This is a genomic window from Paramicrobacterium salitolerans (assembly GCF_051513965.1).
In the GTDB taxonomy this organism is placed as follows: domain Bacteria; phylum Actinomycetota; class Actinomycetes; order Actinomycetales; family Microbacteriaceae; genus Paramicrobacterium.
This window is the reverse complement of record NZ_CP195847.1, coordinates 2389101-2415068: the sequence shown is the minus strand read 5'-3', so window position 1 is coordinate 2415068 and position 25968 is coordinate 2389101. Positions and strand designations below refer to the sequence as shown.

At 65.6% G+C, this 25968-nt stretch carries 22 protein-coding genes; 17 read left to right on the top strand and 5 right to left on the bottom strand.

What is annotated here, in order from left to right; translation table 11 throughout:
* Positions 1 to 57 precede the first annotated feature (57 nt).
* Entirely contained in the window at positions 58 to 1788 is a 1731-nt protein-coding gene (locus ACSAGD_RS11595) for a chitinase (RefSeq protein WP_437582908.1), read from the bottom strand.
* A 173-nt stretch (positions 1789 to 1961) separates the two neighbouring features.
* Between ACSAGD_RS11595 and ACSAGD_RS11590 the strand changes: the two genes are divergently transcribed.
* The 3 genes from ACSAGD_RS11590 (at position 1962) to ACSAGD_RS11580 (ending at position 5841) form a co-directional block, all read left to right on the top strand.
* Positions 1962 to 2441, top strand: coding sequence for a DUF3151 domain-containing protein (locus ACSAGD_RS11590; protein ID WP_437582907.1), 480 nt, complete (start codon positions 1962 to 1964; stop codon positions 2439 to 2441).
* 45 nt (positions 2442 to 2486) lie between these two features.
* Complete coding sequence (locus tag ACSAGD_RS11585) at positions 2487 to 3773, top strand: adenylosuccinate synthase (RefSeq protein ID WP_437582906.1); 1287 nt, start codon at positions 2487 to 2489, stop codon at positions 3771 to 3773.
* A 70-nt stretch (positions 3774 to 3843) separates the two neighbouring features.
* Complete coding sequence (locus tag ACSAGD_RS11580) at positions 3844 to 5841, top strand: glycoside hydrolase family 15 protein (protein WP_437582905.1); 1998 nt, start codon at positions 3844 to 3846, stop codon at positions 5839 to 5841.
* Between the two features lie 29 nt (positions 5842 to 5870).
* Here the strand turns inward: ACSAGD_RS11580 and ACSAGD_RS11575 are convergent, their stop codons facing one another.
* On the bottom strand, positions 5871 to 6086 hold the full coding sequence (locus tag ACSAGD_RS11575; protein WP_437582904.1) for a hypothetical protein: 216 nt from the start codon (positions 6084 to 6086) through the stop codon (positions 5871 to 5873).
* Positions 6087 to 6145: 59 nt separating this feature from the next.
* Here ACSAGD_RS11575 and ACSAGD_RS11570 point away from each other — a divergent pair, with 59 nt between their 5' ends.
* Entirely contained in the window at positions 6146 to 6496 is a 351-nt protein-coding gene (locus ACSAGD_RS11570) for an SDR family NAD(P)-dependent oxidoreductase (RefSeq protein ID WP_437582903.1), read from the top strand.
* On the opposite strand, the gene ACSAGD_RS11565 is transcribed toward ACSAGD_RS11570, so the two are convergent.
* Entirely contained in the window at positions 6497 to 7105 is a 609-nt protein-coding gene (locus ACSAGD_RS11565; protein ID WP_437582902.1) for a maleylpyruvate isomerase family mycothiol-dependent enzyme, read from the bottom strand.
* A gap of 38 nt (positions 7106 to 7143) precedes the next feature.
* On the opposite strand from ACSAGD_RS11565, the gene ACSAGD_RS11560 reads away from it, so the two are divergent.
* The 13 genes from ACSAGD_RS11560 (at position 7144) to ACSAGD_RS11500 (ending at position 20991) form a co-directional block, all read left to right on the top strand.
* Complete coding sequence (locus tag ACSAGD_RS11560) at positions 7144 to 8181, top strand: lactonase family protein (RefSeq protein WP_437582901.1); 1038 nt, start codon at positions 7144 to 7146, stop codon at positions 8179 to 8181.
* Positions 8178 to 8810: a GNAT family N-acetyltransferase gene (locus ACSAGD_RS11555; protein ID WP_437582900.1), complete on the top strand. Its 633-nt coding sequence runs from the start codon at positions 8178 to 8180 to the stop codon at positions 8808 to 8810. The genes ACSAGD_RS11560 and ACSAGD_RS11555 overlap by 4 nt, the downstream gene beginning before the upstream one ends.
* A gap of 102 nt (positions 8811 to 8912) precedes the next feature.
* The gene (locus tag ACSAGD_RS11550) at positions 8913 to 9764 is read left to right on the top strand and encodes an ABC transporter ATP-binding protein (protein WP_437585164.1); all 852 of its coding nucleotides are present in this window, start codon (positions 8913 to 8915) and stop codon (positions 9762 to 9764) included.
* Between the two features lie 26 nt (positions 9765 to 9790).
* Positions 9791 to 11146: an FtsX-like permease family protein gene (locus ACSAGD_RS11545; protein ID WP_437582899.1), complete on the top strand. Its 1356-nt coding sequence runs from the start codon at positions 9791 to 9793 to the stop codon at positions 11144 to 11146.
* 16 nt (positions 11147 to 11162) lie between these two features.
* On the top strand, positions 11163 to 11459 hold the full coding sequence (locus ACSAGD_RS11540) for a chorismate mutase (RefSeq protein ID WP_437582898.1): 297 nt from the start codon (positions 11163 to 11165) through the stop codon (positions 11457 to 11459).
* Positions 11460 to 11464: 5 nt separating this feature from the next.
* Positions 11465 to 12370, top strand: a complete 906-nt coding sequence (locus tag ACSAGD_RS11535; RefSeq protein WP_437582897.1) for an SDR family NAD(P)-dependent oxidoreductase — start codon at positions 11465 to 11467, stop codon at positions 12368 to 12370.
* A gap of 166 nt (positions 12371 to 12536) precedes the next feature.
* Complete coding sequence (locus ACSAGD_RS11530) at positions 12537 to 12830, top strand: WXG100 family type VII secretion target (RefSeq protein WP_437582896.1); 294 nt, start codon at positions 12537 to 12539, stop codon at positions 12828 to 12830.
* A gap of 43 nt (positions 12831 to 12873) precedes the next feature.
* Positions 12874 to 13398 carry a hypothetical protein gene (locus ACSAGD_RS11525; protein WP_437582895.1) on the top strand — a complete coding sequence of 175 codons (525 nt, stop codon included), beginning with the start codon at positions 12874 to 12876 and terminating at the stop codon, positions 13396 to 13398.
* Entirely contained in the window at positions 13395 to 13703 is a 309-nt protein-coding gene (locus tag ACSAGD_RS11520) for a hypothetical protein (RefSeq protein WP_437582894.1), read from the top strand. Before ACSAGD_RS11525 ends, ACSAGD_RS11520 begins: the two co-directional genes overlap by 4 nt.
* A 12-nt stretch (positions 13704 to 13715) precedes the next feature.
* The gene (locus tag ACSAGD_RS11515; protein ID WP_437582893.1) at positions 13716 to 18428 is read left to right on the top strand and encodes a DNA/RNA non-specific endonuclease; all 4713 of its coding nucleotides are present in this window, start codon (positions 13716 to 13718) and stop codon (positions 18426 to 18428) included.
* 27 nt (positions 18429 to 18455) lie between these two features.
* Positions 18456 to 19355: a hypothetical protein gene (locus ACSAGD_RS11510; RefSeq protein WP_437582892.1), complete on the top strand. Its 900-nt coding sequence runs from the start codon at positions 18456 to 18458 to the stop codon at positions 19353 to 19355.
* Between the two features lie 59 nt (positions 19356 to 19414).
* Positions 19415 to 20536 carry a glycohydrolase toxin TNT-related protein gene (locus tag ACSAGD_RS11505; RefSeq protein ID WP_437582891.1) on the top strand — a complete coding sequence of 374 codons (1122 nt, stop codon included), beginning with the start codon at positions 19415 to 19417 and terminating at the stop codon, positions 20534 to 20536.
* Between the two features lie 17 nt (positions 20537 to 20553).
* Positions 20554 to 20991 (top strand): hypothetical protein, encoded by a 438-nt coding sequence (locus ACSAGD_RS11500; RefSeq protein WP_437582890.1) that lies wholly within the window; start codon positions 20554 to 20556, stop codon positions 20989 to 20991.
* 72 nt (positions 20992 to 21063) lie between these two features.
* On the opposite strand, the gene ACSAGD_RS11495 is transcribed toward ACSAGD_RS11500, so the two are convergent.
* Together ACSAGD_RS11495 and ACSAGD_RS11490 are read right to left on the bottom strand one after the other, a co-directional pair.
* Entirely contained in the window at positions 21064 to 21633 is a 570-nt protein-coding gene (locus ACSAGD_RS11495) for an FHA domain-containing protein (protein ID WP_437582889.1), read from the bottom strand.
* A 16-nt stretch (positions 21634 to 21649) separates the two neighbouring features.
* Positions 21650 to 25966 (bottom strand): FtsK/SpoIIIE domain-containing protein, encoded by a 4317-nt coding sequence (locus ACSAGD_RS11490; protein ID WP_437582888.1) that lies wholly within the window; start codon positions 25964 to 25966, stop codon positions 21650 to 21652.
* Positions 25967 to 25968 lie beyond the last annotated feature (2 nt).

The window sequence follows — 25968 nt, the reverse complement described above, 5'->3', positions numbered from 1 at the left end:
GATTTCGGCGAAACGGATGCCGCTGCCCGGGCGCCTCGCCCCCGGGCAGCGGAACCATCACGGCAGTGCGTCGAGCTGGGTGGACACAGCGTTCGCGAAGGCGTAGCCGTTGTCAGCATCCCAGTTGATCGACCACGTCATGGCGCCGCGGATGCCGGGCCACGTCGTCTCCGGAGTGAAATCGCCGCAGGCGACACCCTCCGCGAGGCAGGTGAGCGCGTCGTTCACCATGCTGGTCGGAACGTAGCCGCTGCCCGCTCCGCTCGGCGATGCCGGCAGACCGAGGCCGACCTGGCTCGGCTCAAGACCGCCCTGCAGCAGCGTGCACGCCTGAGTCGTGATGAAGTCGATGTCACCCTGCGCGTAGACACCGCCGTCGCAGCCGTTCATCGAACCGGAGTTGTAGTACTGCGTGTTGACGATCGTCAGGATGTCCTTGATCGCCAGTGCGAGCGAGAAGTACTCGCGCGATGGCGACAGCATGTCGATCGTCTGCGGAGCCATCGTGATGATCGCGCCGGGCAGAGCCTGCTCGATCTTCCGGAGCGCCTGCTCCATGTACGTGGCGTTGAGACCGTTCTCGAGGTCGATGTCGACGCCGTCGAACCCGTAGGTCTCGATCAGCTCGATGACGCTGTTCGCAAAGGAGTCAGCGGCAGACGAGCTGGCGACGACGACGCGTCCGAGCTCTCCGCCCACCGAGATGATGACCTTCTGGCCGCGCTCGTGGAGGGCGGCGATGTCGGCGATCACGTCGTCCTCCGTGTAACCGCCGAGAGCGTCGGAGAGTCCTTCGTCCACGTGGAAGCTGACCTTGGCGCCGTCAGTTCTCACGGCATCGGCGAACGCGACGGCGATGAGGTCGTACGACGTCGGAACGTCGGAGAGGCGAAGCGGAGTCGCCCCGTTGTCGAAGTTCTGCCAGTAGCCGGTGAGCAGGTGCTCAGGCAGTTCGGATGCCGGACCGGTTGACGAGCCGTTGTCGCCGTCTCCGTTGTCGCCGTCCCCATCGTCGCCGCCGCCGTTGTCGCCGTCGCCTCCCGAGTCTGCGGGCGCGGTGGTGACGGTGAGCGCCTCGCTCGGCGCCGACGACCCGGCGGAGTTGTCTGCGGTCACGGTGTAGACGTAGTCGGTCTCGGCCGAGAGGCCCGTGTCAGTGAAGCTCGTCTGGCTTGTCGTGCCGACGGGCTGGCCGTCGCGGAGCACCGTGTACTCGGTCACGGGACCGGACGGCGCCGTCCAGGAGAGCGTGACCGCGGTGTCCGTCACGTCCGCCGCGGCGACCGCGGTCGGGGCATCCGGCACACTCACCTCGCCCTGCGGGCCGACGAGCGAGATGTCGTCTGCGAGGTAACTGCCCTGTCCGTACCACCCGTGCACGTAGACGGTCGCGGTCGTCTGATTCGCTCCTGTTGTGAAGGTGGTCTCGAGCTCAGAGTAAGAGGATGCCGACGTCCACGTGCTCGCGCCGGTGACAGACTCTCCGAGGTAGACGTAGCTTCCCTGCACGAAGCCGGAGAGCGTGTACTCCGTGTCGGGCTGCACGGCCACGGTCTGAGAGCACGTTGCGTTGTCCCAGGCGCTCGCCGCGCCGCTCAACGCGCTCGCTCCCGCATGGACAGGGTCTGAAACCGTTTCGGCCGCTGAGCAGGACCACCCGGACGTGCCGCTTTCGAAGCCGCCGTTCACGATGAGATCGCCCTCCGCGGCAGCGGCTGGGGTCGAGACCAGACCGAACGCGAGCAGCGGCGTCGCTGCGGCGCCGATGAGCAGTGGATGTCGTCGCATCATTCTCCTTTGATCGATGTCGAACTTGTTAGGATTCTTAACAAAATCCCACTGGCTGAGAGGATACTGGGAGTGCAGTTCGCGCGTCAACGAGATATGTGTCGGATGCCGAGGAGAATGCGCGACTCGCGGAGCATCACGTCGGGGGATCGGAGCGCTTGGTACCATGAGGTGTGGCCGATAACAACCTGCTAGGAGTTCCAGAGACGCACCTGGAGGCCGAGCCCGAGGTGGTCTCGGCCGTCGAGGCTGCGAAGACGGTCGACGAACTGGCCGCCGTGGTGACGGCGAATCCGGCTTCCGCGCTCGCGTGGGCCGTGTACGCCGAGCACATCCTTCACCCTGCACACCCTCTTGAGGGCTACGCTGCCGCGCGAGTCGCGTATCACCGCGGTCTCGACGCACTTCGCAAAGCCGGCTGGCGGGGGCAGGGTGCGATTCCGTGGTCGCACGAGCCGAACCGCGGCGTGCTGCGAGCGCTCTATGTTCTGCGCAGGGCCGCTGATCTCATCGGAGAGACCAGCGAAGTGGCGCGACTTGACGAGTTTCTGCGCGGTGCCGATGACACCGCTGCCGCGCGCATCGAGCTTCTCGGCACGAAGCGGGAGCCCGCTCCGTCAACGGAAGCATTCGTGATCCGCGGCGAAGACTGACGTCGTCTCGCGCATCGCACACACCCCGAAGGAGAGGCATCAACTATGCCAGGAATCGTGATCGTCGGCGCCCAGTGGGGCGATGAAGGCAAGGGCAAGGCGACGGACCTTCTCGGCTCGCGCATCGACTACGTCGTCAAGTTCAACGGCGGAAACAACGCGGGGCACACGGTCGTCATCGGCAACGAGAAGTACGCCCTGCACCTCCTCCCCAGCGGCATCCTCACCGAAGGAGTCACGCCGGTCATCGGCAACGGTGTGGTCGTCGATCTCGAAGTGCTCTTCCACGAACTCGATGCACTCTCCGCTCGGGGAATGGATGTCTCGAAGCTGCGAGTCAGCGCGAACGCGCACATCATCACCCAGTATCACCGCACGCTCGACAAGGTCACCGAACGCTTCCTCGGCAAGCGTCAGATCGGTACGACGGGGCGGGGCATCGGGCCCGCCTATGCCGACAAGATCAACCGCATCGGCATCCGTGTTCAGGATCTCTTCGACGAGAACATCCTTCGCCAGAAGGTCGAGGGGGCGCTGGACGTCAAGAACCACACCCTCGTCAAGATCTACAACCGCCGCGCGATCGCCGCGGACGAGATCGTCGAGGAGCTGCTCTCCTACGTCGACCGTCTGCGTCCGATGGTCGCCGACACCGCGCTCGAGCTTCACGAGGCGCTTGAGAACGACAAGATCGTGCTCTTCGAGGGCGGCCAGGCGACCATGCTCGACGTCGACCACGGCACGTACCCGTTCGTGACCTCCTCCAACGCGACGTCGGGCGGAGCGGCGACCGGGTCGGGAGTTGCGCCGAACCGCATCGACCGCGTGATCGCGATCGTGAAGGCGTACACGACGCGCGTCGGCGCCGGCCCGTTCCCGACCGAGCTGTTCGACGACAGCGGCGACTACCTGCGCAAGAAGGGCTTCGAGTTCGGCACGACCACGGGGCGCTCGCGCCGCGTCGGCTGGTACGACGCTCCCATCGCGCGGTACGCCGCGCGCATCAATGGTGTGACCGACTTCGTGCTCACGAAGCTCGACGTCCTCGACGATCTCGAGACGATTCCGGTCTGCGTCGCCTACGAGGTCGACGGCGAGCGATTCGACGAGATGCCGGTGAACCAGACCGACTTCCACCACGCGAAGCCGATCTACGAGGAATTCCCCGGTTGGAAGCAGGACATCACCGGATGCCGCTCGTTCGACGAGCTTCCGAAGAACGCTCAGGACTACGTTCTCGCGCTCGAGAAGATGTCGGGCTCACGCATCTCCGCAATCGGCGTCGGCCCCGGCCGTGACGCGATTGTGGTGCGACACGATCTGATCGACTGAGGCACTATCGCACGCGAGCAGGTCACGACACCCCTCGAAAAACTGTGACTCCTGCGCCAGACTGGGGCGTATGCCGCAGAACATCGAAGACTATGCCCTGATCAGCGATTGCCACACGGCGGCCCTCGTCGGCGCGGACGGAAGCATCGATTGGCTGTGTCTGCCGAGATATGATTCGGCGTCGGTCTTCGGCGCGCTGCTCGGCGACCAGGACCACGGGCGGTGGAAGCTCGCGCCGAGCGAAGAGGGAGCGGTGTCGACGCGCCAGTACGACGGCGCGACGTTCATCCTCGTCACCCGCTGGCGCACGCACAACGGCGAGGTCGAGGTGACCGAGTTCATGCCGTTCGGTGATGGTCGAGCAGACCTCGTGCGCAGGGTCCGCGGACTCAGCGGAAGCGTCACGATGGAGCTCGACCTGCGATTCCGGTTCGGGTACGCGACCGCGACCCCGTGGATCCGCCAGCTTCACGACGGCGAGCCCGGCATCATCGCGGTCGCCGGCCCCGACGCAGTCGTCATGCGGGGCGTCGGGCTCTCGGCATCCGACCACAGCCACAGTGGAACCTTCACAGTGAATGAGGGGGAGGTCGTCGACATCACGATGACGTGGTTCCCCTCTCACCGTCCGATTCCCGACCTTCCGGAGGTCGACACCGGCCTCGCGAAGACTCGCGACTGGTGGACGGAATGGGTTTCGCGCGTCGAGCACGAGGGCCCCTACTACGACGAGGTCATCCGTTCGCTCCTGGTGTTGCGTGCGCTGACGCACGAGCAGACCGGCGGCATCGTCGCGGCCGCCACCACCTCACTTCCCGAGCAGTTCGGCGGTGAGCGCAACTGGGACTACCGCTATGTGTGGCTGAGGGATGCCGCGCTGACGCTCGAGTCGCTTCTGCTGCACAGCTTCACGAGCGAAGCATCCAACTGGCGTTCCTGGCTGCTGCGCGCGATCGCGGGGGATCCCGCCGACGTTCAGATCATGTACGGCCTTGCCGGGGAGCGAAACCTCGCCGAGCGTGAGATCGAGTCGCTTCCGGGCTACCGTGGCGCGAGTCCCGTTCGCGTTGGCAACGGCGCTGTCGATCAGTTTCAGGCGGATGTCATCGGCGAGGTCATGGTCGCGCTCGACAAAGCGCGCAAATCCGGGCTGGACGAGACGGACTTCTCGTGGCCGCTCCAGCGGGCGCTCGTGGGCTACGTGTGCGACACGCGGGAGAAGCCGGATCAGGGGATCTGGGAGATCCGAGGCCCCGCTCGCTACTTCACGCACGGCCGCGTCATGATCTGGGCGGCACTCGACCGCGCCATCAGCGCCGTTCGCGACGACGGGCTCGACGGGCCGGTCGAGGAGTGGGAGAAGATTCGCGATGAGATGCGTGCTGAGATCGAGGAGAAGGGCTTCGATACCGAGCTGAACTCGTACACGCAGTACTACGGGTCAGGAACAGTGGATGCTTCTCTGCTCGTGCTCGCCCAGGTGGGGTACTGCGACTACGACGACCCGCGGATGCTCGGAACCGTCGCCGCGATCGAGCGCGAGCTCATGGGCGATGGGCTTCTGCTGCGCTACCGAACGGAACACGGAGTCGACGGCCTCCCGCCCGGAGAGAACCCCTTCCTCGCCTGTTCGTTCTGGCTCGTCGAGCAGTACGCCTGCAGCGGTCGACTGGACGACGCCGAGAAGCTGATGGATCAGCTGGTGAGCTACTGCAACGATGTTGGGATGCTGAGCGAGGAGATCGATCCGCGCACAGGGCATCATGTCGGAAACACGCCTCAGGCGTTCTCCCACCTGACGCTCGTGCGAGCGGCCGACGCGATCACGCGCGAGCAGAAGAAGCGCGAGGGGAAGCAGGAGCCCGAGGGCGAAGACACCGGCAGGCGCCGCAAGCCGGAGAAGAACGTCAACCCGCTCGAAGAGACGCAGGCCGAATACGGCGACTCGGGCGGTCCGCAGTCGGACGCCGATCTCGGTGACCGTCCCAGCGGGCAGAAGCGCGGGGAGCCGGACACGACGGAGACCCCGAGTGAGCAGGGCGAAACCGATGGAAAGGGCGACGAGTAGAAGCGGTTCCGGCTGCGCAGGAAATTCGACTAGGCGCGCAGTCCCGCGATCGCGGCGTCGACGGCGGCGACAGCCGCGTCAGGGTGGACTCCCGTTCGAGCTAGGAGCGCTGTTCCCTCAGCCACCACGAGGGCGAGCTGGGCTTGCGCCTCGGGTGTGGATACCGTCGTGACCTCGCCCCGCGCTTGCGCCTCACGGAACGCCGTCGCGGTGCTCTCCGTGAAGCGTGCGAAGGCGCGGCGCACTGCGGTCAGAGCGTCGGCGTCGCGGGGCGCGAGCTTCGTCGAGCATCGCCGCGGGACTTGTGCCGTATCAGGCCAACTTCGCAGCGGCGAAGGCCTACGTGCTCTCGCTCGGTCAGGCGCTGCATCACGAGCTGAAGGGGCGCGGCGTCGACGTCGTGGTCGTCTCGCCCGGGCTCACCAGAACGGAGGGTCTGGGCAAGGCGAAGGGCATTGACTTCGACAAGCTCGCCGGCGGAGCCAAGATGGAGCCGGCGCAGGTCGTGCGCACAGCCCTGAACGCCCTCGGAACGCGCGCCCATGTCATCCCTGGGTTCGTCAACGCGGCGGCAGATCTCATGGGCAAGTACCTTCTGCCACGATGGCTGACCACGCGCCTCTACGGCTGGATGATCTCGCGCGCTCTCACCTGATCACACGACGCTGAAACCGTGCGGCAGCGGCTCTCGGCCGGTCAGCGCCATGAGCACGAGCTCGCCGTCTCCCTTGCGCGCGGCGATCCCGGCGGCGAGAGACGCGGCGGCCTCGATGAGCTCTGGGGCGAAATCGGCGCGCTGACCGGTCGCACGCGCGATGTCGATCGTGTGGACGACCAGCTCGAAGACGCGGGTCTTCAGATACTCATTGACGGGGATGCCCATGCCGCCGAGCGACACGAGGCGGTCCTCGGTCTGCTCGCTCAGCAGGAACATGGCGCGTTCCACGAGCGCCTCGATCGCCGCCACGGGGTCGTCCCCGAGCGCGATTCCCGCGTCGATGCCGCGTTTCGCGATCGCCTCGGGGTTCGTGTAAGCGAGGTAGATCTGCCCGTAGTAGTCGCCCGCGGTCGGCATGTCGACCTGCCCGGCGGGGTCGAGGTCCAGGTAGTCGATGACGGTGATGATCGCTCGGGCGGTGTGCCCGACGAGCGATCGGACATCCCACACCCCGAGCGCGGGCTGAGACCACTGGGCGGGCGTGATGCCGCCGACCACCTCAACGAAGGTGCGGCAGGCGAGTGCGTATCGTTCCGTTCGAGCCATGATTCATCGTGGCATGAAGTGCTGGCAGACTGAAGAGCATGTCCCCCACTGATCCTGCATTCTGGCTTGGCACGTACACGGCGTCCGGTGACGGCACGGCGACGGGCATCGTCGCTCTGTCCCGACAGGAGGCGCCGACTCTGCGACCGTCGTTCGCAGCGCCCGCAGACTCGGCATCATGGCTGTCCGTCAGCGGACAGCATCCTCTCGTCTATGCCGCCGAGGAGTTCACCGGCCGCGTCGTCGCCTTCCAGCCTGAGGGCGCGACCCTGAGCGAACGCTCGAGCGTGACGCTGGATGCCGGTGCCTGCCACCTCTCGGTGTCACCACGCGGCCGCGTCGTCATCGCCGCCTGCTACGGCTCGGGCGAGATCGTCTGGATTCCGCTCGACGAGAATGGCGGCCTCGCCGGCGCGGTGCCGGTCGTCGCTCCGATGCCGACGGACCCCTACCGGCTGCCGGGCGAACGCGCCCCGCACGCCCACCAGTCGAGGTGGCTGCCGAACGGTCTCGTCGTCACAACGGACCTCGGGTACGACCTGGTGCGCGTCTGGCGGCCGACCGCGAGCGGACTCTCCCACGTTCAGGATGTCGCACTGCCGCAGGGCGTTGGCCCTCGGCACACCCTCTGGCACGAGAGCGGGCACCTGCATGTGGTGACGGAGTACACCGGCGAGGTCTTCACCCTGCGCTTCGATGATGCGGGAACACTGAGCGTGGTCGCGGGCATCCGCGCGACGGCCGACCCGCTCGAGAGCGGAGACACCGGGGCCGAGATCGCGATCGGCGACCGGCGCGACCGCATCTACGTCAGCATCCGCGGCACCAACCGAATCTCGACCCTCGACGTCCGAGGCGACGGCGGTGAGCTTCGCCCCATGTCCGACGTCGAGTCGGGCGGAGACTGGCCGCGGCACCACATTCTGGACGGCCCGAACCTGCACGTCGCCCATCAGTTCTCCGGGGACGTCGCCACGCACCGGCTCGATGACCGCACCGGCATCCCCCATCTCGTCGGCACGGTCGAGACCGGATCCGCGACATGTCTGGTCCCGACCAGTACGATCGAGGCATGAATGCCGTCGTTCCTCAGCCGCGCCCGCTGATCGGGCGTCATGTGCGCCTCGACCCGCTCACCGTCGACGATGCGCCTGACCTGTTCGATGCGATCGTGCGTCCGAAGGTATTTGAGTTCGGCTATGCCGGAGGAGTGTCGGCGATGGCGAAGAGCCCGTCGGAGTTCGCGGAGAGGATGCCGACCGCTTATCCGTTCGCGAGCGGCATCCCGTTCGCGGTCCGCCTCGTGGGCGGCCGCGATGACGGACTCGTCGTCGGGACGACATCGCTCGGTGACCTCGACGTCGCCAACCGGGGAGCACACCTCGGGTGGACCGCCTACCGCCCCGACACGTGGGGCACCGCGGTGAACCCGGAGTCCAAGCTGCTGCTGCTCGGCTTCGCGTTCGAGGCGGGGTTCGAACGCGTGAAGATCCAGACGGATGCCGTGAACGCCCGGTCCCGCGCGGCAATCGCGAAGCTCGGGGCGACGTTCGAAGGCGTGCTGCGCCGCCACCGGCTGCGGGCGGACGGGACCTGGCGCGACACCGCGGTGTACTCGATCCTCGCCGACGAATGGCCGGAGATCCGGGCAGAGCTCGAGCGTCGACTCGCGCGGTTCGCGGAGCCGGTCACGCTCGAAGGCTGACGCGAATGCGACTGGAGGATGACCGGGTTCACCCTCCAGCGTGATGTGCTCGTTCGCCAGGGTGACGAGCATGGAGACATGACAGAACAGAACTTCGCCTCCATGCACACTCCGCCGGTCCTGGCCGCCGAGGCCGTGATGAAGAGCTACGGGTCGACGCACGCGCTCGCCGGTGTCAGTCTCGCCGTCGCTCCGGGTGAGTCCGTCGCGATCATGGGTGCGTCCGGCTCCGGTAAGACGACGCTCCTGCACGTGCTCGCCGGCATCATCGCTCCGGACGCCGGCTCTGTCCTGTTCCAATCGATTGCAGGGCCGCTTCGCGTGACCGATATGACGGAGCGAGAGCGCTCGCGCCTTCGCCGCGAGTCGTTCGGCTTCGTCTTCCAGCAGGGGCTCCTGCTCCCTGAGCTCACCGTTATCGAGAACGTCGCTCTTCCTCTCATGATCGCGGGCTACCCGCGCCGCGAGGCCGAGGGGCGTGCGATGCACTGGCTGCACACGCTCGGGCTCGCCGGCCTCGAGGGACGTCGCATCGGCGAGGTGTCCGGCGGGCAGGCCCAGCGCGTGGCGATCGCCCGGGCGCAGGTGACTGGCGCGACCGTGATCTTCGCAGACGAGCCCACGGGCGCGCTCGACTCGTCGACGGGCGACGAGGTCATGTCGGCGCTTCTGGGATCCACGGTCGGTCAGGGGCACACGCTCATCGTCGTGACACACGACGAGACGGTCGCGGCACGATGCTCACGAACGATTCGCATGCGTGATGGCCGACTCGAGACGGATGCCGCTGCCGCGCCGTTCGCTGCGGTGAACGCACCGGCGACCGCACAGCAGCCGGGCGCTCATCAGCAGTACGCGCCACCGCAGTTCGCGCCGCAGTCAGCTGCGCCAACACAGCCGGCGCCTCAGGCGCCGGGCGCGCAGTTCCTCGGGAACGGGTGGGGACAGCGATGAGCACGGCGACAATGGAACGAGTGCCCGTGGTTGAGACTCCCCGCCGGGGTATGCCCGTAGCGAAGCTCACCTGGATGCTCGCGCGGCCGGGTGCGCAGAGCCCGGCGACGGTCCTGCTGCCGGCCATCGCGTTTGCGGTGACCACGGCGCTCCTGCTGATTGTCACGGGCGGCACGCTGATGTTCTGGACCTGGACGAACGAGGTCGCCGGAATCTATCAGGCGCTGAGCGTCCTCGCGCTCGCACTTCTCGTGGTTCCGCTCATCTCGCTCGGCGGCGCCGCGGCACGCCTCTCCGCACGACGTCGTGACGACCGGCTCGCGACTCTGCGGCTTCTCGGTGCGACGCCCGCGAGCGTGCACCGCATGACCGTTCTCGAGTCGACCGCGGTCGCGGTCGTCGGGGCCCTCGTCGGCGTCGTGCTCTATCTCGCGACGATGCCTCTTGTCGGGCTCATCCCGTTCGGCGGCGAGCCCATCGGCGCAGCCTCGGTCTGGGTCGGTGTTCCGATCGTCGTCGCGGTGGTCGCCGGCGTTGCGCTCGTCGCGGCGGTCAGCAGCGTCATCGGGCTCCGGCAGGTCACGATCTCGCCGCTCGGCGTCCGAACCCGACAGCAGCCTCAGCGGATGCACTGGGTTCGCGTAGTCATCGGCCTCGCAGCGGTGATCGTCGCTTTCACGGTGCTGCAGGGCCTTGGCATGCTCGGCTCCTGGGCACTCGTCGTCATCGTACTCGGTGTCGCGTTTGGAGCGGGCGTCGCCGTCATCAACCTGATCGGACCGTGGGCGCTCAGCGTGTTCGCGAAGACGCAGCTCCGCGCCGCGAAGACTCCGCAGAAGCTCATCGCGGCTCGCGGCATCCTCGACAACCCCAAAGCCGCGTGGCGTCAGGTCTCCGGTGTCGCGATGACGAGCTTCGTCGCCGTCGTCGGCGGTTCGGGCACCGCGCTCGCCGGAGCGGCGTCCGCGGAAGCCAGCTCCGATGACCTCCTGCTCCTCACGGACATCCGCACGGGCATCCTCATCACTCTGCTCGCGTCGTTCCTCATGGTGGCGTGCTCGGTCGGGGTGAACCAGGCCGCGGAGATCCTCGACCGTCGTGAGACGTGGGTGAACCTCGACCGTGTCGGAATGCCGCGCCGCGTCATGGAGGCGACTCGCAGCCGACAGGTGATGGCGCCGCTCACGTTCGTCGCGGTTCTCTCGGCCGTGCTCGGCGGCGTGCTGGTCTTCCCTCTGCTCGGGATCTCGATGATCCTTGCACCGTCATCGCTGCTCGTGATCGTGGGATGCTTCGCTGGAGGCTTCGCGCTCGTGCTCGCCGCGCTCGTGGCCACACGTGCGGTGATGACGAGAGTCCTCGCGCGTCCGGAGCGTTCGTGACGGTTAGTCTGGAGGCATGCCAGACACCGACGCCACCGCCGAACTGCACCGCCTGCGCAAGAGCATCGACAACATCGACGCCGCGCTCGTCCACCTTCTGGCGGAGCGCTTCAAGTGCACGCAGCAGGTCGGTGCTCTGAAGGCGACGCACGACATGGCGCCCGCAGATCCCGCACGGGAGGCCCGGCAGATCGCGAGACTGCGCGAGCTCGCCGCCGAGTCCGACCTCGACCCGGAATTCGCCGAGAAGTGGTTCACGTTCGTCGTGTCGGAGGTCATCCACCACCACGTGAAGATCGCTCGGGGCGAGTAGCAGCCGTGGCCGCGTCGATGCGGGGCCGCACGGTCGTCGTGACCGGGGCGAACGCGGGCCTCGGCTTCTGGACGAGCCTTTCGCTCGCGGCATCCGGTGCCCGCATTGTGATGGCGTGCCGACATCAGGGCAGGGCGGATGCCGCGGCGCGGGCGATCCGCGCGCGAGTTCCGAACGCCGAACTGGAGTTCCTCCACCTCGACACGTCGAGCCTCTCGTCGGTCGCGTCCGCTGGCTCCGCGCTCGGCGAGCGGGAGCGGATCGACGCGCTGATCGCCAACGCGGGAATCATCCACGTTCCCAGCTCGCGCCAGATCACCGCAGACGGCCTCGAACTCGTGGCGGCGACGAACGCCTTCGGCCACGCCGCACTCATCCGCGACGTGCTGCCCGTACTGACACGCACGCCGGCCTCACGCATCGTCTCGCTCGGCAGTCTGTCCGGAATCTGGCCGTGGCGGAGCTTCGATGATCCGCAGGTCGAGCGGCGGTACTCCAAGCCGCGCGCCTACGCGAGCTCGAAGACGATGCTGCAGGTCTTCGGCTTCGAGCTCGACCGCCGTCTCGCGGCATCCGGCCATGATGTGCGATCGCTCGTCGCCCACCCCGGGTACTCGATCTCGGGGCGCACACCCCGGGTCCCCGCCGTCAACGAACCCCCGGCGGCGAAGCGGTTCGTCGACAGCCTTCAGGCCCCGCTGGCGCAGAGCAAGCGCCGCGGTGCGCTGCCCGTCATCGCCGCGGCGACCGATCCGGCTCCGCCGCACGGTGCTGTGCTCTACGGTCCGAGGTGGATGCTGAAGGGACCAGCCGTCCGTACGGCGGCACCGCGCATCATCGAGGCGCCCCAGATCGCCGACGCGGTGTGGGATGCCGTCGAGACGGCGATCGGCGGAGAACTGCGGTTCTGAGCAGCATCCAGCCCCATATACACACCACCGAGAAAGTACATGGGGAGAAGTACACATTGTCGACTTGCGCGCCTCCCAGTAGCATCTTGAGCGGTATAGAGCCTCCTCGAGTGACGGGGGCGATGAGACACCGCACTATCTAACCGCACTAATGGAGGCGCACCCCATGGCCGATATCCGCGTTACCTCAGACTCGCTCCAGAGCGTTGCCAGCCAGCTGTCGAACGGTTCGCAGTCGATCGAGTCGCAGCTGCAGAACCTCAAGGGCCTCGTCGACAGTCTCGTCGGCGGCGACTGGGACGGCTCAGCGTCACTGAGCTTCAGCGAGCTGTACCAGCAGTGGGATCAGTCGGCGATCCAGCTGAAGGAGAGCCTGCAGGGAATCAGCGATCTGCTCGCACAGGCCGGGTTCTCGTACGAAGACTCCGAGCAGCAGATCGGCGGCATGTTCAACGCCTAGTCCATCGCTCCATCAACGACCAGTCACGGGGTGAGGGGAGCCGATGGTCACCTTTAGGGTTCGAGCGAGTTCGCTCGCCGAAGTCGCCGCGCTGCTTGAAGGCGTCTTGCTCACGTTCGACACTCGTGTCGCTGAAACCGACCGGGCCGTCGCCAACGTGGTCAATTCGACGTGGAAAGGCGAAGATGCTGACCTGTTCGCGCAGCAGTGGGAGGGATGGAAAGCGTCCTCCGCGATCACACGGCAGGCGATCTCCGCACTGATCACAAAGCTGTACGCGGCGCAGTCCGGGTATGTAACCACGGAAGGGTCACTCAAGCAGGGCTTCAACAAGCGGGCGGTCATCGTCGAAAAGACGGTCGGAAAGAGAACTGATCGCATCTCGGGTCACGTCAGTGCCGGCCGAGAAGTCGGCAAAGATCTCGCTCGCGAGTCTGAGACTCTCGAGGACGATGCGTTGTACGGTCCGCAGTTCCTGGCTGCCTCCATCGCAGCTGGTGGAACGGGCAAGTCCGGTCCGGCCGCCGACGATGAGGACGCAGAGAAAGAAGGAGCGGAAGCGACATGAGCGAGCAGCAGGCGGATATCAACGACTTGACCTCGCTGACCGAGAGCATGGCTGACTTGGTCACGTATGCGACTGCTCTCAAGCAGGGGGCCGGCGGATTCGCCTACATGCTGCCCGCAGACTGGCAGGGCCCCGCGATGCATGCTTTTCTCGGTTCATTCGAGACCTGGTCGGTGAGCGCACACGCACTCATCGACTCGGCCACGAAGCTGCAAGAGCAGGCCAACACTGCCAAAACCGCATACTCCAACACCGTCGAGGGGCTCGATGAGAGCTGGACGGACTTCCAAAGCAACCTGCCGTAGGCACGAGGGAACATGTCTTCATTCGTCAAGGTCGATCCCGCAAGATTGGTGATCGACGGGACCGATTTCAGCACAACCGCCAACACGCTGAACAACGCTCTGACCGCGGCGTCATCCGCACTGTCGTCGACGAGTGGGATGGCTGGCGATGACGACACCGCTGAGGAGTTCGCGCCGGAATACGACAAGGGTGCGCAGGGAGTCCTGGACAACGTTGCCGGCGTGGTCAACATGCTCCGCGGCTTCGACGCGAATCTGCAGGCGACAGCGAGGGCATACAAACAGGCTGAGATGATCGGTGCGGGCCACGATCCCTCCGGCTGCTCGATCTCGAAGCCGGATGCCATAACGGCGGTGACAGCGAACAGCGTTCCGGGCTCGCTCGGCCCCGGCTGGCCCGGTCCGCTCGGCGAATTTCAGGAGTTTCTCGAGTCCGCACTCGCAACCATCGGTGTGCGCATTCCCACGGGGGACACCGGAAAGCTGCAGTCGGCGGCGGACGCTTGGGAGAACCTGTCCTACGCGTTGATCGATGCGAACTCCGCGCTGTCGGGAACACTCACTGGGCTGAGCGCCATGGATATCCCGCAGAACGCGACGATCCGGTCGAGCAAGAGCAGCATCGAAGCCTTCGTCCGCGATGTGAAGACGGGTTCAGACGCCCTACTCGGCGCGTGCGTCAAGTTCAAGCAGGACATCGAGAACATGCGCGAGGAACTCGCCACGTTCTTGGCTCAGATGGCTGCTGAGATCGCGCTCGACATCGGCATCACGGTCGCGCTCGGCGTTCTGACAGCTGGGCTCGGTGCAGCGGCGGGCGCCGGGAAGATCATGCTCACAGTCGTCAAGTGGGCGAACAAGATCGCGACGCTCATTCGGCGCCTTCAAGAGTTCACGCGCGGAACATCGATGCTGATGCGCGTCGCTCTCAGAGGAATCGGCGAGGGCGTCCAAAGCGCCATTTCCTCAACCGTTGTGCAGGCCGGTGTCAACGCGTTCGGGCCCGAGAGCATGCACCAGAGCCTGTGGGTGACGGCGACGACGTCGTTTGCCGGCGGCGCAGTCAGCAGCCCCGTCGGGCGTGTTTTCGATCGCGCAACTCCGAATTTCCGACCCGCTGTGAGAGATGTCGCCGGTGGCGTCGTCGAAGGATCAGCCGATGGTCTCGTGTCGAACTACACCGAGTCCGTGCTCTCCGATGCGGAGTTCAACCCGCTGCAGGCCATGACGGCGGGTGCGATTCTCGGCGGAGGCATGGCGCGAGCCAATCCGCACCTCGTGGGCAAGGGCACGAAGGCCGTCACGAGCCAGCTCGGAAAGCACGGCATCACCGTCGGAACGAACGGGACGCCTCAGCCCGGAGCGCCTGCAGACGCGGCATCCACGGGATCCGACCGTGGGCCCGTGAATGTCGATCAGGATTCTCCCCAGCCTGGCGCAGCGACCGATACGAGCACGGCTCCGGGAGATGGCGCCGGCGTGGACGTTCCGAGCGATGCCCCTCAGCCGGGTGCCGCTGATGGATCAGGGACATCGACAGACGCAACGCCGGTCGACGTGCCGAGCGGTGACGGGCCCAGCACGGACACTCCGCTCACTGACGGGCCGGCTGCGGATGCTCCACAGGCAGACGTTCCTCACGCAGATTCGACACCGTCCGACGCACCGCACGCGGAGACGCCTCCCGCAGAGACCCCCCATGCGGACAGCTCGCAGCCTGACGCCCCGCATTCGGATGTTCCTCCGGCCGACGCGCCGCATGCCGATGCGCCCCCAGCTGACGTGCCGCACGCGGAGACGCCTCCTGCGGATGCACCGCACACCGACACGCCTCCGGCTGATGCACCTCATGCGGAGACGCCTCCTGCGGATGCACCGCACACCGACACCCCGCCCGCAGAGACGCCGCACTCAGATGCACCGCCTGCTGAGACGGCCCCCGTGGACGGAACGCAGACAGATGCGCCGGTGCTCGATGCCTCCACGATCGAGAGTCCGAACGCGGATGTACCGACGATCGATGCTTCCACGGTCGAGGCCGTGCAGAACGACGGGGCGACGATCGACCCCAGCTCAGGGCAGCCTGCGGGTGCTGATCCGCACGCGATCGACGGCGCCAACGGCGACTCGGCTCCTCACGAGCCTCAGACGCCGCGTGAGCCCAACGCAGCGGCACCGATGTCAACCGGCCAGACGGGCGGCTCAAACGTTCATGCCGCAGACAGCGTTGCTCCCGCTGCCGATAGCCCCTCGCACGCCGACGGAAGCGCGCAGCCGCACAGCGATGCTGATGCAGCTCAGGCAGACGCTGCTCACACGAGCGAGTCGAACGGGGAGACCTCGAACAGCGACTCTGCGTCGGACGCACAGGCCGATGGTGCCGAGGCAGCAGACGCTGGCTACGCGAAGTCTGATTCTGACACCGAGACCCAGCTGTCTGATGCGGATACTGCCGCCGTCACGGGAGCCGCAGGCGTCGGAGCTGCGGCGGCAGTCGGACTGGGAGGAAAGCTTCCCGGTCTGCACCCCGGAGCCACGGGCTCAAGCAAGCTGCCGAACGTCTCCGGCGCGCAGAATCCGCACGCTGCTGACGCATCGCAGGCAGATTCGAACTCGAATGCCGAGGTCTCGAACGCTGACAGTGCCTCGACCGACACGGACGGCACAGTGTCCAATGACGCGACAGACTCGGCCGATGCGCCCGCCACCGAGTCGAACGCGAAGGACACGACTGACTCGCAGAATGTCAGTTCGACCGATGCGGATGCTCAGGCGAAGCCTCATACGATCGACGACATAAAATCGTGGCTTCCCGAGGTGAACCCGGGATTCACTGGGGACGCAACAGACCCGAGGAGTTCGAACTGCGGGGCAACCACTCAGGCCGTCTTTACGCGGTTGAACGGTGGAGAGCTGTCACCCGCGGGTCTTGGCACAGCATCCATCGCTGAGATGGAAGCGTTCACTGGCCAACCGCAGACTCCTATGAGCCCGAATCAGATTCGGGATGCCCTGATTGCGGGCGGCGAAGGCTCTCACGCGGTGGTCGGCGTCGACCGTGCCAATGGTCAGGACGGCCACTGGCTCAACGCGTACTTCGATGGGACGAATGTCTATGCCGTCGACGGCCAGACCGGTCAGATCAGCCCATGGCCGCCGCATCTCGGCGACGTCACGGGGTGGGATGCTGCTGTGGTCGCGGCCAATCCTGAAGCTCCGGCGGCAAACAGCAACGTAGAGTCGTCGTCGCCCACCTCCGAAACCGGGGAGGTGGACTCGACGGGGCGCAGCAGCGCGGACGCCCGAGACCCGAGGGTGAAGCAGCCACTCAGTCCTGAGCAAAATGCGATCCTGCACGGTGATGCCCCGAGTGGCGACGGGTGGACGCGGGTGGAAACGGGACCGGAGACCGTCGCTGAGGTGCAGTCTTACAACTCTGTGAAGACCTCAAGCGGCGTGATGGACCCGAAGTACCATCCTGATCTGGACATGTCCCCAGGGCAGGCGGCTCTTGATATCGGCTACGACGTCGAAGCGCCGTACGGTCGCGACAGCGATGGCGTTCCGCACGACGCGCAGAGTTGGAGCAGCCGGTACGTCAACGCTGCTGAGCCTGGCGAACACTACGGGGTCATGGACTTTGCCCCGAACTCCGGAGCACAGCTCAACACGAGAGTGCAGTATTCCGACCTGGACGCTTTCGTCCGAGACTTTGGAAATCTCGATCTCGACCGACTCGGTTCCATTGACGGAGCCTTTATGGGGCTCGGTGGAGGAGACTTCAGCGATCGTGCACTTCCACCTGGACAGCGCTCGGCAACAGAACTCCATAACCTGACTCTGCGCCCGGATGCGACGCTCCCTGATGGCTGGAGCATTGAGGTTGGACGCATCGCTCCCGCGTATGGGCAGGATGGAGGCGGCCTGCAGGTTGTTGTGCGCGATTCCGAAGGCAACTTCCAATCAGTTCGGGAGTCGTCTCTGTTCGACGTGCAGTCGTCGACGTCTCGGACGGGAGCGTCGACGCCGACGACTGACGCAGCGGACGCTGCCCCGACGTCGAGTAAGCCCGGCCTGGAGACTCCTGATGTCGGCAAGAAGCCGAATGGGTGGGAAGACAGCCAGCGGGTCGTGACTGATCCGGTGACCAGCGATTCAGGTCGGACGTTTGCTCCGGAGAAAGTGGTGCGTCTCAATTCGATCGCGACCCTGGACAGCGCTAACCCCGAGCTCAAGGGAACGACATTCAACGCAGACACACGATACGAACTCGATGGTGGCAGATACACATTCGAGACCGATTCGAAGGGTCGCGTGGTTTATGCGGAAGGGCACATTGACCACACGGTCCCGACCGGTACGAGCAACGACTATCGAGTCTCGAATGAGCAGTCGAAATCGGGCGGCCCTGACCGCGTGACGAACGGCGTCCACGGCGACGCGGGCGGTCACTTCTTCGCGGCGATCTTCGGAGGCCCGGGCGAAGGCATCAACATGACGGCGATGAACCACCAGCTGCTCAACATCGGCAAGTATCGCGCGCTTGAACGTCAATGGGAAGCATGGGTTGGAGACGGGACGGCCGGAAACTCCGTCCACGTCCAGATACGCGTCGACTACCCGGGGGACAGCATTCGGCCGGCGAACTACCGCGTGTACCATCGACGAAGCGACAGCACTCAGTGGGATTATGCGCGACTCAAGAATGTCCTTCCCACAACGTAACGAAAAGGTGAAGGTGGTTAGTTGCGCGTGAGCACCGAAGAGCACACTGTGCTTCAGAAGAAGATCGCGGATGTCATCATCGCTGCCTGTGCAGACTCGCCATGGGCTAGGGCCGACGTCTCTGCGGTCCTCGTCGGAGACGAGATCTGGTTCCGCTGGGGAGTGACGGGCGAGAACGGACGTCCTCTCGATCTCGAGAGTCCGCCGCCGTTCAGCCAACTAGAGACACCGGTCGTGGAATTGCAACAGGCGATGCACGACCGAGAAGTGGGAACCTGGCTGTCGGTTCAGATTGCGGTGCAGGCGAATGGGAGTTTCGCGTTCACGTTCAACTACGATGAACCGGTTTACGCGGGCGGCCACCCCGGCGCCCCACTTCAACGGGACTCGTCTGTGCCAGAGAGCGATGAATCGCCCACCCTCGAGGACTACCGTCAGTTCATTCAGGAATTCCCACGGTCCGCTTCGAACACCCCGGCATGGATGACGGGTTCGACCGGGCAAGCGGGAAGCGAGCCGTGGGAATCAAACGCCGCGGAAATCGAGCGAAAGCTTGCCGCTCCGATGAGCGTTCCCGCACGGTTTGAAGACGCTGTTGCTCACGACAACGCATGGGGCAAGATTTTTGCATCGGTACAGAGCAATCTGCGGTCAGTGCTGGCAGACCAGGCGCGCTCGGGAGGGCTGCCTCTCGAGGATCCAGCTCGTCTCGCCGGCGACCTGGACGTTCTCATTGATGCGATCGAATCCGCTGTGTTTGCAGAAACGCTCGCGCATGCTGACACGAACGAGCTTCGTCGCGTGCTTGACGCCGCTGGAGGGACCACTGTCGCTGACGAGGACACGACCGACAAGGTCGAGCGCTTGATCAGTAGCATGGTGAGCCAAGTGATGGTGTCCATCTTTGGAGTGGAACCGGTGAGCTGACGGGTGAATAACACGATGTTCTCGACCACCCACGTCTGCAATCAGGAAGATGTGAGAATATGAACGCGCTACGACAGATGGAGCTGCAGAAAGCCATCGCTGGTCGCATTTTTGCCGCGCACCAGTCAGAGGAATGGGACTCGCTCGCCGTGACGTGGGCAGAAGTGGGCCGCTTTGTCGCATCGCGTGTTGCGCTGCTCGATCAAGAGGGCGTGCAGACGACCGCGCATGTTGGAGCGATCGGCAGTGAGGACGCCGATCTTCTCAGAGAGCTTCGACAGGCAATGTCATCGTCAGAGACCGGCGCGTGGCTGACCGCCACCGTAAACATCTCCCGTCTCGGTGACTTCTCGTATGCCTTCTCGTTCGACGAGAAAGTCTCTGTGGGCTCTGCTGAACCCACGGAGCGCGATTATCTTGACGATCTCGACGCCTTCCCGCGGACACTCGAGCATGTTCCTGCATGGTATCCGACTGCTGATCGCCGACAGATTCTCGCTGTGCCGCGGAATGTCGCCCAGCCACCGAATCGAGGTTTCGAGCCGGGAACTCAGGCGCGGTTCACGGACGTCGCCAAATTTATCGACGTGTTCGGGGACGTACTCGACCATTTCGGAACTCCGAACGATCGGGTGTTCACGGTTGGTGGCGGGACGCTATCAGAACGTTCGGCCGTCCCACCCGTGCTGCGGTCCGAATCCAACCTTTACGAATACCGCCTTACCGGTGCGCTGCCGTCGAATGTGGTGGTCGAGGTTGGAGAGACTGCGCCAGCGTTCGGAGGAACCGGCGGTGCGACGCAGGTCGTCTTCATGGCAGAGGATGAACAGCTGCTGAGCGCCTACGAGCTCGTCGATGTCGGTGTGCTCGTCGGTGTCACGAACAAGTACACGACTGCGGTCACGGCGACGCCCAGCGTCGCGGGCCTCTTCGCTCGGCATCCTGAGCTTGTCGACCTTGCTGCGACGTGTTTGGGAACCGATCAGAACGATGTGCTCACCCATCATGAGGATCTGTCTGAGGAAAGCGCCGTTTATGTGTGGCGCCCGATTCGTGGCGGTGGAAAGATCATTGTCGCGGAAGACGGCTCGGCACTCTTCGGAGCATCAAGCATCGATCGGGAGACGCTTTTCGACCTGTTTCGGCAGGGGAAGCGCAGCGATCTGAGTTCGCTTCTGTGAATTGACGGCGACCGAAGATGAGCTATCGCGCAGTGGTTCGCCGAGACCCCGTAAGTCCTGCGGACGAATCCCATCCGGTTGAAATCGAGGTAGACAGTGATACGCGAATCGGTGACATCATCGTCACGATCGCCACAGAGCTTGTGCCGAGAGTCTCAGCGAGCGTCGCGTGGTCGGTCCGCGTCGTGGACCGACCCGTCATTCTGCGCTCAGAGTCAGGAGCGCCGCGAGGGATTTCGCGCGAATCCGGTGTTGCTCGTCCCCTTGCGATGATCATCGTTCCACGCGGTGAGACACCGCAGATCATCCGGATGAGCGCCGGACTTGGGCCGCGCCAGGAGCTCGTGAATGTGCTGACTCCCTCGGAAGACGGCACTTTCGCCTTCACCGTGAGTTATCTTGAGGATGGAAAGCCGACGGCACTTGATGAATACAGATCGTGGCTCGAGCGTTGACACCGTTTGGTCACGCTGAGGCAATCCGGATGTGAGTTCAGGAGCGCTGTGTCAGCGCCGTTGCACGTCTGCCTAGGAAAGATCCGCGGGGATATCGCCGAGCCAGACACGATCGCCGGGTTGGACCTCTGCGGGACGTCCCTCCACCACGACGATCGAACGCCCCTGGCGTTCGATGCGCGTGCCGTTAGCCGAGCCGGCGTCCTCCACCGTGGCGCGACCGGCGTCGATCCGAAGAGTGACGTGAACGCGCGAAACGGACTTCGTCGCGTCGCTGACCATCACCGGCTGAGCTCCGGCGTTCTGAGCGGCCTGCTGCGGACCGCGCCCGATGATGGCGACACCTGAGACAGTGGCCCTCTCGCCCGTGCCGAACACGAGACTGAGCGAACTCACGGGGACGTGACGCGGTGGCTCGGCGCGCTGAGCGGGAAGCTCCGGAGCGGCAGCGGCATCCACCTTGACCGGCTCGGGCAGCGGGGTCGACGGGACGTGGGGAGCGGACCCGGAGATCACGCGGTGCACGACGTCCGACGCGGCGATGAGCTCACGAGGTGGCGAGGCGAGCTGCCCGCACTCGTGACAGTAGGCCGTGTTCGGACGCAGATCTGCGTCGCAGTAGAGGCAGCGAGCTGAGTTCATGACAGTCGTCCCATCGTCATTGCTTCACGTCCGGAACCCGCGTCGGAATCCAGCTGCCGTCGCGGTACAGGATTCCACCTCCGGGCCCCGTCTTGCCGAGGAGGAACTTCGGCACCTGAGTTCCGAACGTCTGAGTTCCGATGATTGAGACCTCGGGGGAGAGGAGGATGCCGGAGTGCGCCTTCTTCGCTTCGACATACGGCCCGCTGAACTGCGAGGTGACGGCTTCGGCGTCGATGCCCACACAGAAGACGGCTGAGTGACCGATCATAGAGAGAGCCATTTCGAGTGGTTTCTGCTTCAGCCTCTCTGCGTCGTCGATCACGACCGTCAGCGGACCGTCACCCGGAATCGACTCGACGACCTCCTGAAGTCGTTCCAGCTCCGTCTCGGGGTCTGAGAGAAGCGGGATGCGGCTGGCCGCAGCCACATCGATGAGCATCGACCGCGCGGGCGCGACCGCGAGCACGCGCCTCTTCTGCCAGACGAGCTGGTGGGCGATGACCGAGAGCGCGTTGGAGCGTCCCGTGCCTCTGCGCCCCACGACGGTGAAGCCGCCCTCGTGCGGCCAGTCGATGGTGAACCGCGACAGCTCATCGCCGCCGATGCCGACGACGGGGAACGCGGAGCTGCGCCCCGGGGCCAGGGGGAGCTCGTACGCCGCGGAGAGCGCGTAATAGCCCGGCAACGGATCCACACGGAACGGCTTCGGCCCAGAGGCGGTCTGCCCTGATTCTTCAACGTCGTCGCGCACCTTCTCGATGATGGCGCGCAGCGCGGTGGTCTGGCCCTCACCGCTCGTATCGCGATCGAGCACCGCGAACTGGGCCTCAGCACCGTCGGCGCCGAACAGTACACGGCCGGCCGGAAGGCCCGTCGGCACTTCGCGGATCAGGATGCCCGCGGCGCGGTAGTCGTTCACGTCACGCAGCGGGAAGATGTACTGCGTGTCGATGAAGCCCGCGACCTTGTCCGAGGGAATCGACCGGTCGCCGGTGATGATCACACGGATGCCGACGGCAGGCCCCTCGCGCAGAACGCGCATGAACTGGTCGCGGAAGATGATGAGCTTGTCGGGGTCGAGCGTCGACGAGAGGCGCTCCCAACCGTCGACGACGACCAGCATGTAGGGGAGCTCTTCGCCGTCTGCAGCGAGTCGACGCTGCTCGGTGATGTGACCCACGCCGGCGCGAGAGAGGCGGTTCTGACGAATCGACAGGTCCTCGAGCAGACGCGACATCAGCCGGGGAAGACGATCGGGATCCAGCTGGGTCACAACCGCGCCGCAGTGCGGGGCATCGGCCAGCGGGAGGAGTCCGCCGTTGCCGTAGTCCGCGATGTACATGTGCACGTCTGTCGGCGAGAACTTCTGAGTCACCTGCGCGAGGACGGTGCGCAGCGCGGAGGTGCGACCGGACATGGAACCGCCCATGAAGAGCAGGTGTGATCCGGTGACGACGTTCCACGTGAGCGGGCGCTGGGCCTGCTCGCCCGGAACGTCCTCGAGCCCGAGGAAGAGCTCGTCGTCGTCGATCGGCTCCTCTGTGAGGCGCTCGAGCGGCAGAACCGCCGGCAGTGGCAGCAGCCAGGGAGACGGGTTGCGCGCCACGCCGCTCTCTGTGGCAGCCGCGTTGATCACGTTCACGAGCGCGCGCAGGTCGGTGTCGTCGGGATCAGCGGAGACGGACTGCTGCTGTGAGGCTGGGAAGCGCGGTGGAAGCCCGAGCGTCTTCCACTCGATCTTCGCCTTGGGCGGGAGGACCCGCGCCGTGCGGTGAACACCGGGACGGATGCCCGCGACGCGCGCGGTCTGGAAAGCGACGGGAGCCGATGCCGACCCCGCCCGGACGAGTCCGCGCCCGGGCGTAGACGGGCTGATCAGCGCCGCTTCACCGGAGCCGAGGACGTCGTTCGAGTCAGCCCGGTCGGTCACACGGAGCGCGACGCGAAGGTTGATGTTCGACTGCATCTCCGGGGTGATGACGCCGGAGGGACGCTGTGTGGCGAGGACGAGGTTCACGCCGAGCGATCGACCGACGCGCGCGATGCGCACGAGCCCGTTGATGAACTCCGGCAGCTCGGTCTTGAGCTCGGCGAACTCGTCGATGACGATCATCAGCCTGGCGAGGCCGCGTGCGGCAGAGGCATCCGGGTCTTTCGCCCACGCCGCATCGATGTCCTTCGCCTCAAGGTCGCGCAGCACGCGCTCACGCCGTTTCAGCTCGGCGTCGAGGGAGGCGAGTGCGCGCTCTGTCTCGCGTGCATCGAGGTTCGTCACCATGCCGACCGTGTGCGTGAGACGCTCACAGTCCGCGAAGGCGGAGCCGCCCTTGTAGTCGACGAGCACGAAGTTGAGGGCGTCCGGCCGGTTCGCCATCGCCAGGGAGACGACGAGAGCCTGCAGAAACTCCGACTTACCCGATCCGGTCGTGCCCGCGACGAGCGCGTGAGGCCCATCTGAGACGATGTCGAGCGCGAACTCGCTGTCGGCTCCGGCACCCACCACGACGTATGTCTGTCGTGGCGAGAGCTCCCAGCGCGAGACGATCGGCGACGGGTCTTCGAGATCCACGTTCAGCAGCTCGGCGTAGCGGACGCTCGTTGGGAGCATCCCCTCGTCTCCGACCCCGCTCACGTGCAGAACCGAGCAGAGCGAGCGTGCGATGCGCTCCGCGTTCGAGGTGCTCAGGCTGTCGAGAAGCACCGTCGGATAGAAGACATCCTCGCTCTCGAAACGCGCGAGCGTGGGGTCGGCGCCGTCCGCGACGATCACCGAGCGGCACTCCTCGGGCAACCGCGAACGATCGCTGTCGAGGGCGATGACATGGATGCCGTAGTCGGTGCCGTTCTGCAGCAGCGGAACCATTCCGGGCAGCGTGCGGAAGCGGCGCGCGCCATCGACGAGGATGACGAGCTCGGTGTCCCACTGCGCCTTGGTGCCCGCGCGCGCACGCTGCTCCAGGAGCTTGAGGGCGGACCTCAGGTGCTCCCGTCGCGTATCGTCTGTGTTTCCCATGAGCGCGATGAGATCGTCGCCGAGCTGCGTGTGCGGCATCCAACTGGTCCATGACCAGTCCGCCTCGGACGCATCGTCGCAGATGACCAGGAGCTGGAGATCGCGCGGAGACCTCAGTGTGCCGAGAGCGGAGACCATCGATCGAGCGAGGCCGGAGATCGTCTCATCGGGTCCGGCGATGCCGACGGGACCTTCGGAGAGGTCCGCGGAGACGGGCGACGGGGTGACGCCGACGCGTCGGGCCTCGGGATTGTCCTTCTGGGAGCCTCCCTCGAACTGCACGTCGAGATCGACCTCGGTTACGCCGACGCGGAGCCAGAGCGCGTCGGCATCCGTTCTCCGTCGCTCCCAGAGTCGAGATGTGGGGCGCGTGGCGATATCGCAGATGGTGGTGGGATCGGGATGCTGATACCAGGCGTTCACACGCTGTTCGCGCACGAGCTCCTCGATGCGTTCTCGAGAAGCCTGAACCTCGGCGATCCACTGCTCTTCGGTGCGCTCGCCCTTGCGTTTCATCAGCTTCTTGTTCGTGATGTACGAGCCGATCACCATGATGGGCGAGGCCGCGGCCATGAGAAGCATGATCACGCGTCCGAAGAGCGTCGCCATCGTGATGCCGAGGACGACAGGAAGAATAGCGGAGAGCCATGGGATCGGCGACTTGTCCTGATCTTCGGGCTTGTCGTTCGGCAGCTGGACGGAGGGCTTGGACTCCGACGGGCTGATCCGCGACGGGCGGTTGAAGCCGCGCATCCCGAGCGACTCGGGGGTGACGTCGGCGTCGGATCGCGGTGCGAGACCGACCCGCAGCGCGTTGCTTCCGATCAGGATCGTGTCGGCCGGAGTCGCCGAGACCGGGCTCTCGCACGCCACACCGCTGACCGAGAGGTCCGCACCTGACTCGGGCGAGAGCGCGGCGATCAGGGGGCGGCGTCCGCCTTTTCCCTCCTCGCCGAGCGAAACCGTGAGGGAGAGATGGTGGGGAAGGAGAAACGGGTCGTCGATCTGGACGTCGACGCCATCGCCGCGCCCGATGGTCACGGGGCGGTCGAGGGGAAGGCCGATCGTCTCACCGGCGAACGGGCCGCCGATGAACTCGAGGCGCAGAGTGCCCGGCGCGGTGTCACCCGCCACGAGCGGCAGGACCGAGCCGCTGTGGACTCCGGCGTCGGCGAGGCTGCTCTCGGCCGAGGCGGACGTCAGCGTGTCGGCATCCACGCGCAGCGATTCGGCGACCTCGGCGACTGTCGTCGCGTCGTCCACCTTGAGGAGCCACGACTCTTGGCTCTCACCGCGCAGGCTCAATCGAACGGTCATGC

What these genes read in the sequence shown, in the direction of transcription:
- ACSAGD_RS11595 (WP_437582908.1), bottom strand. Translation starts at nt 1,788, where the DNA reads ATGCGACGACATCCACTGCTCATCGGCGCCGCAGCGACGCCGCTGCTC.
- ACSAGD_RS11585 (WP_437582906.1), top strand. Translation starts at nt 2,487, where the DNA reads ATGCCAGGAATCGTGATCGTCGGCGCCCAGTGGGGCGATGAAGGCAAG.
- ACSAGD_RS11580 (WP_437582905.1), top strand. Translation starts at nt 3,844, where the DNA reads ATGCCGCAGAACATCGAAGACTATGCCCTGATCAGCGATTGCCACACG.
- ACSAGD_RS11565 (WP_437582902.1), bottom strand. Translation starts at nt 7,105, where the DNA reads ATGGCTCGAACGGAACGATACGCACTCGCCTGCCGCACCTTCGTTGAG.
- ACSAGD_RS11560 (WP_437582901.1), top strand. Translation starts at nt 7,144, where the DNA reads ATGTCCCCCACTGATCCTGCATTCTGGCTTGGCACGTACACGGCGTCC.
- ACSAGD_RS11555 (WP_437582900.1), top strand. Translation starts at nt 8,178, where the DNA reads ATGAATGCCGTCGTTCCTCAGCCGCGCCCGCTGATCGGGCGTCATGTG.
- ACSAGD_RS11550 (WP_437585164.1), top strand. Translation starts at nt 8,913, where the DNA reads ATGCACACTCCGCCGGTCCTGGCCGCCGAGGCCGTGATGAAGAGCTAC.
- ACSAGD_RS11540 (WP_437582898.1), top strand. Translation starts at nt 11,163, where the DNA reads ATGCCAGACACCGACGCCACCGCCGAACTGCACCGCCTGCGCAAGAGC.
- ACSAGD_RS11530 (WP_437582896.1), top strand. Translation starts at nt 12,537, where the DNA reads ATGGCCGATATCCGCGTTACCTCAGACTCGCTCCAGAGCGTTGCCAGC.
- ACSAGD_RS11525 (WP_437582895.1), top strand. Translation starts at nt 12,874, where the DNA reads ATGGTCACCTTTAGGGTTCGAGCGAGTTCGCTCGCCGAAGTCGCCGCG.
- ACSAGD_RS11520 (WP_437582894.1), top strand. Translation starts at nt 13,395, where the DNA reads ATGAGCGAGCAGCAGGCGGATATCAACGACTTGACCTCGCTGACCGAG.
- ACSAGD_RS11515 (WP_437582893.1), top strand. Translation starts at nt 13,716, where the DNA reads ATGTCTTCATTCGTCAAGGTCGATCCCGCAAGATTGGTGATCGACGGG.
- ACSAGD_RS11505 (WP_437582891.1), top strand. Translation starts at nt 19,415, where the DNA reads ATGAACGCGCTACGACAGATGGAGCTGCAGAAAGCCATCGCTGGTCGC.
- ACSAGD_RS11500 (WP_437582890.1), top strand. Translation starts at nt 20,554, where the DNA reads ATGAGCTATCGCGCAGTGGTTCGCCGAGACCCCGTAAGTCCTGCGGAC.
- ACSAGD_RS11495 (WP_437582889.1), bottom strand. Translation starts at nt 21,633, where the DNA reads ATGAACTCAGCTCGCTGCCTCTACTGCGACGCAGATCTGCGTCCGAAC.
- ACSAGD_RS11490 (WP_437582888.1), bottom strand. Translation starts at nt 25,966, where the DNA reads ATGACCGTTCGATTGAGCCTGCGCGGTGAGAGCCAAGAGTCGTGGCTC.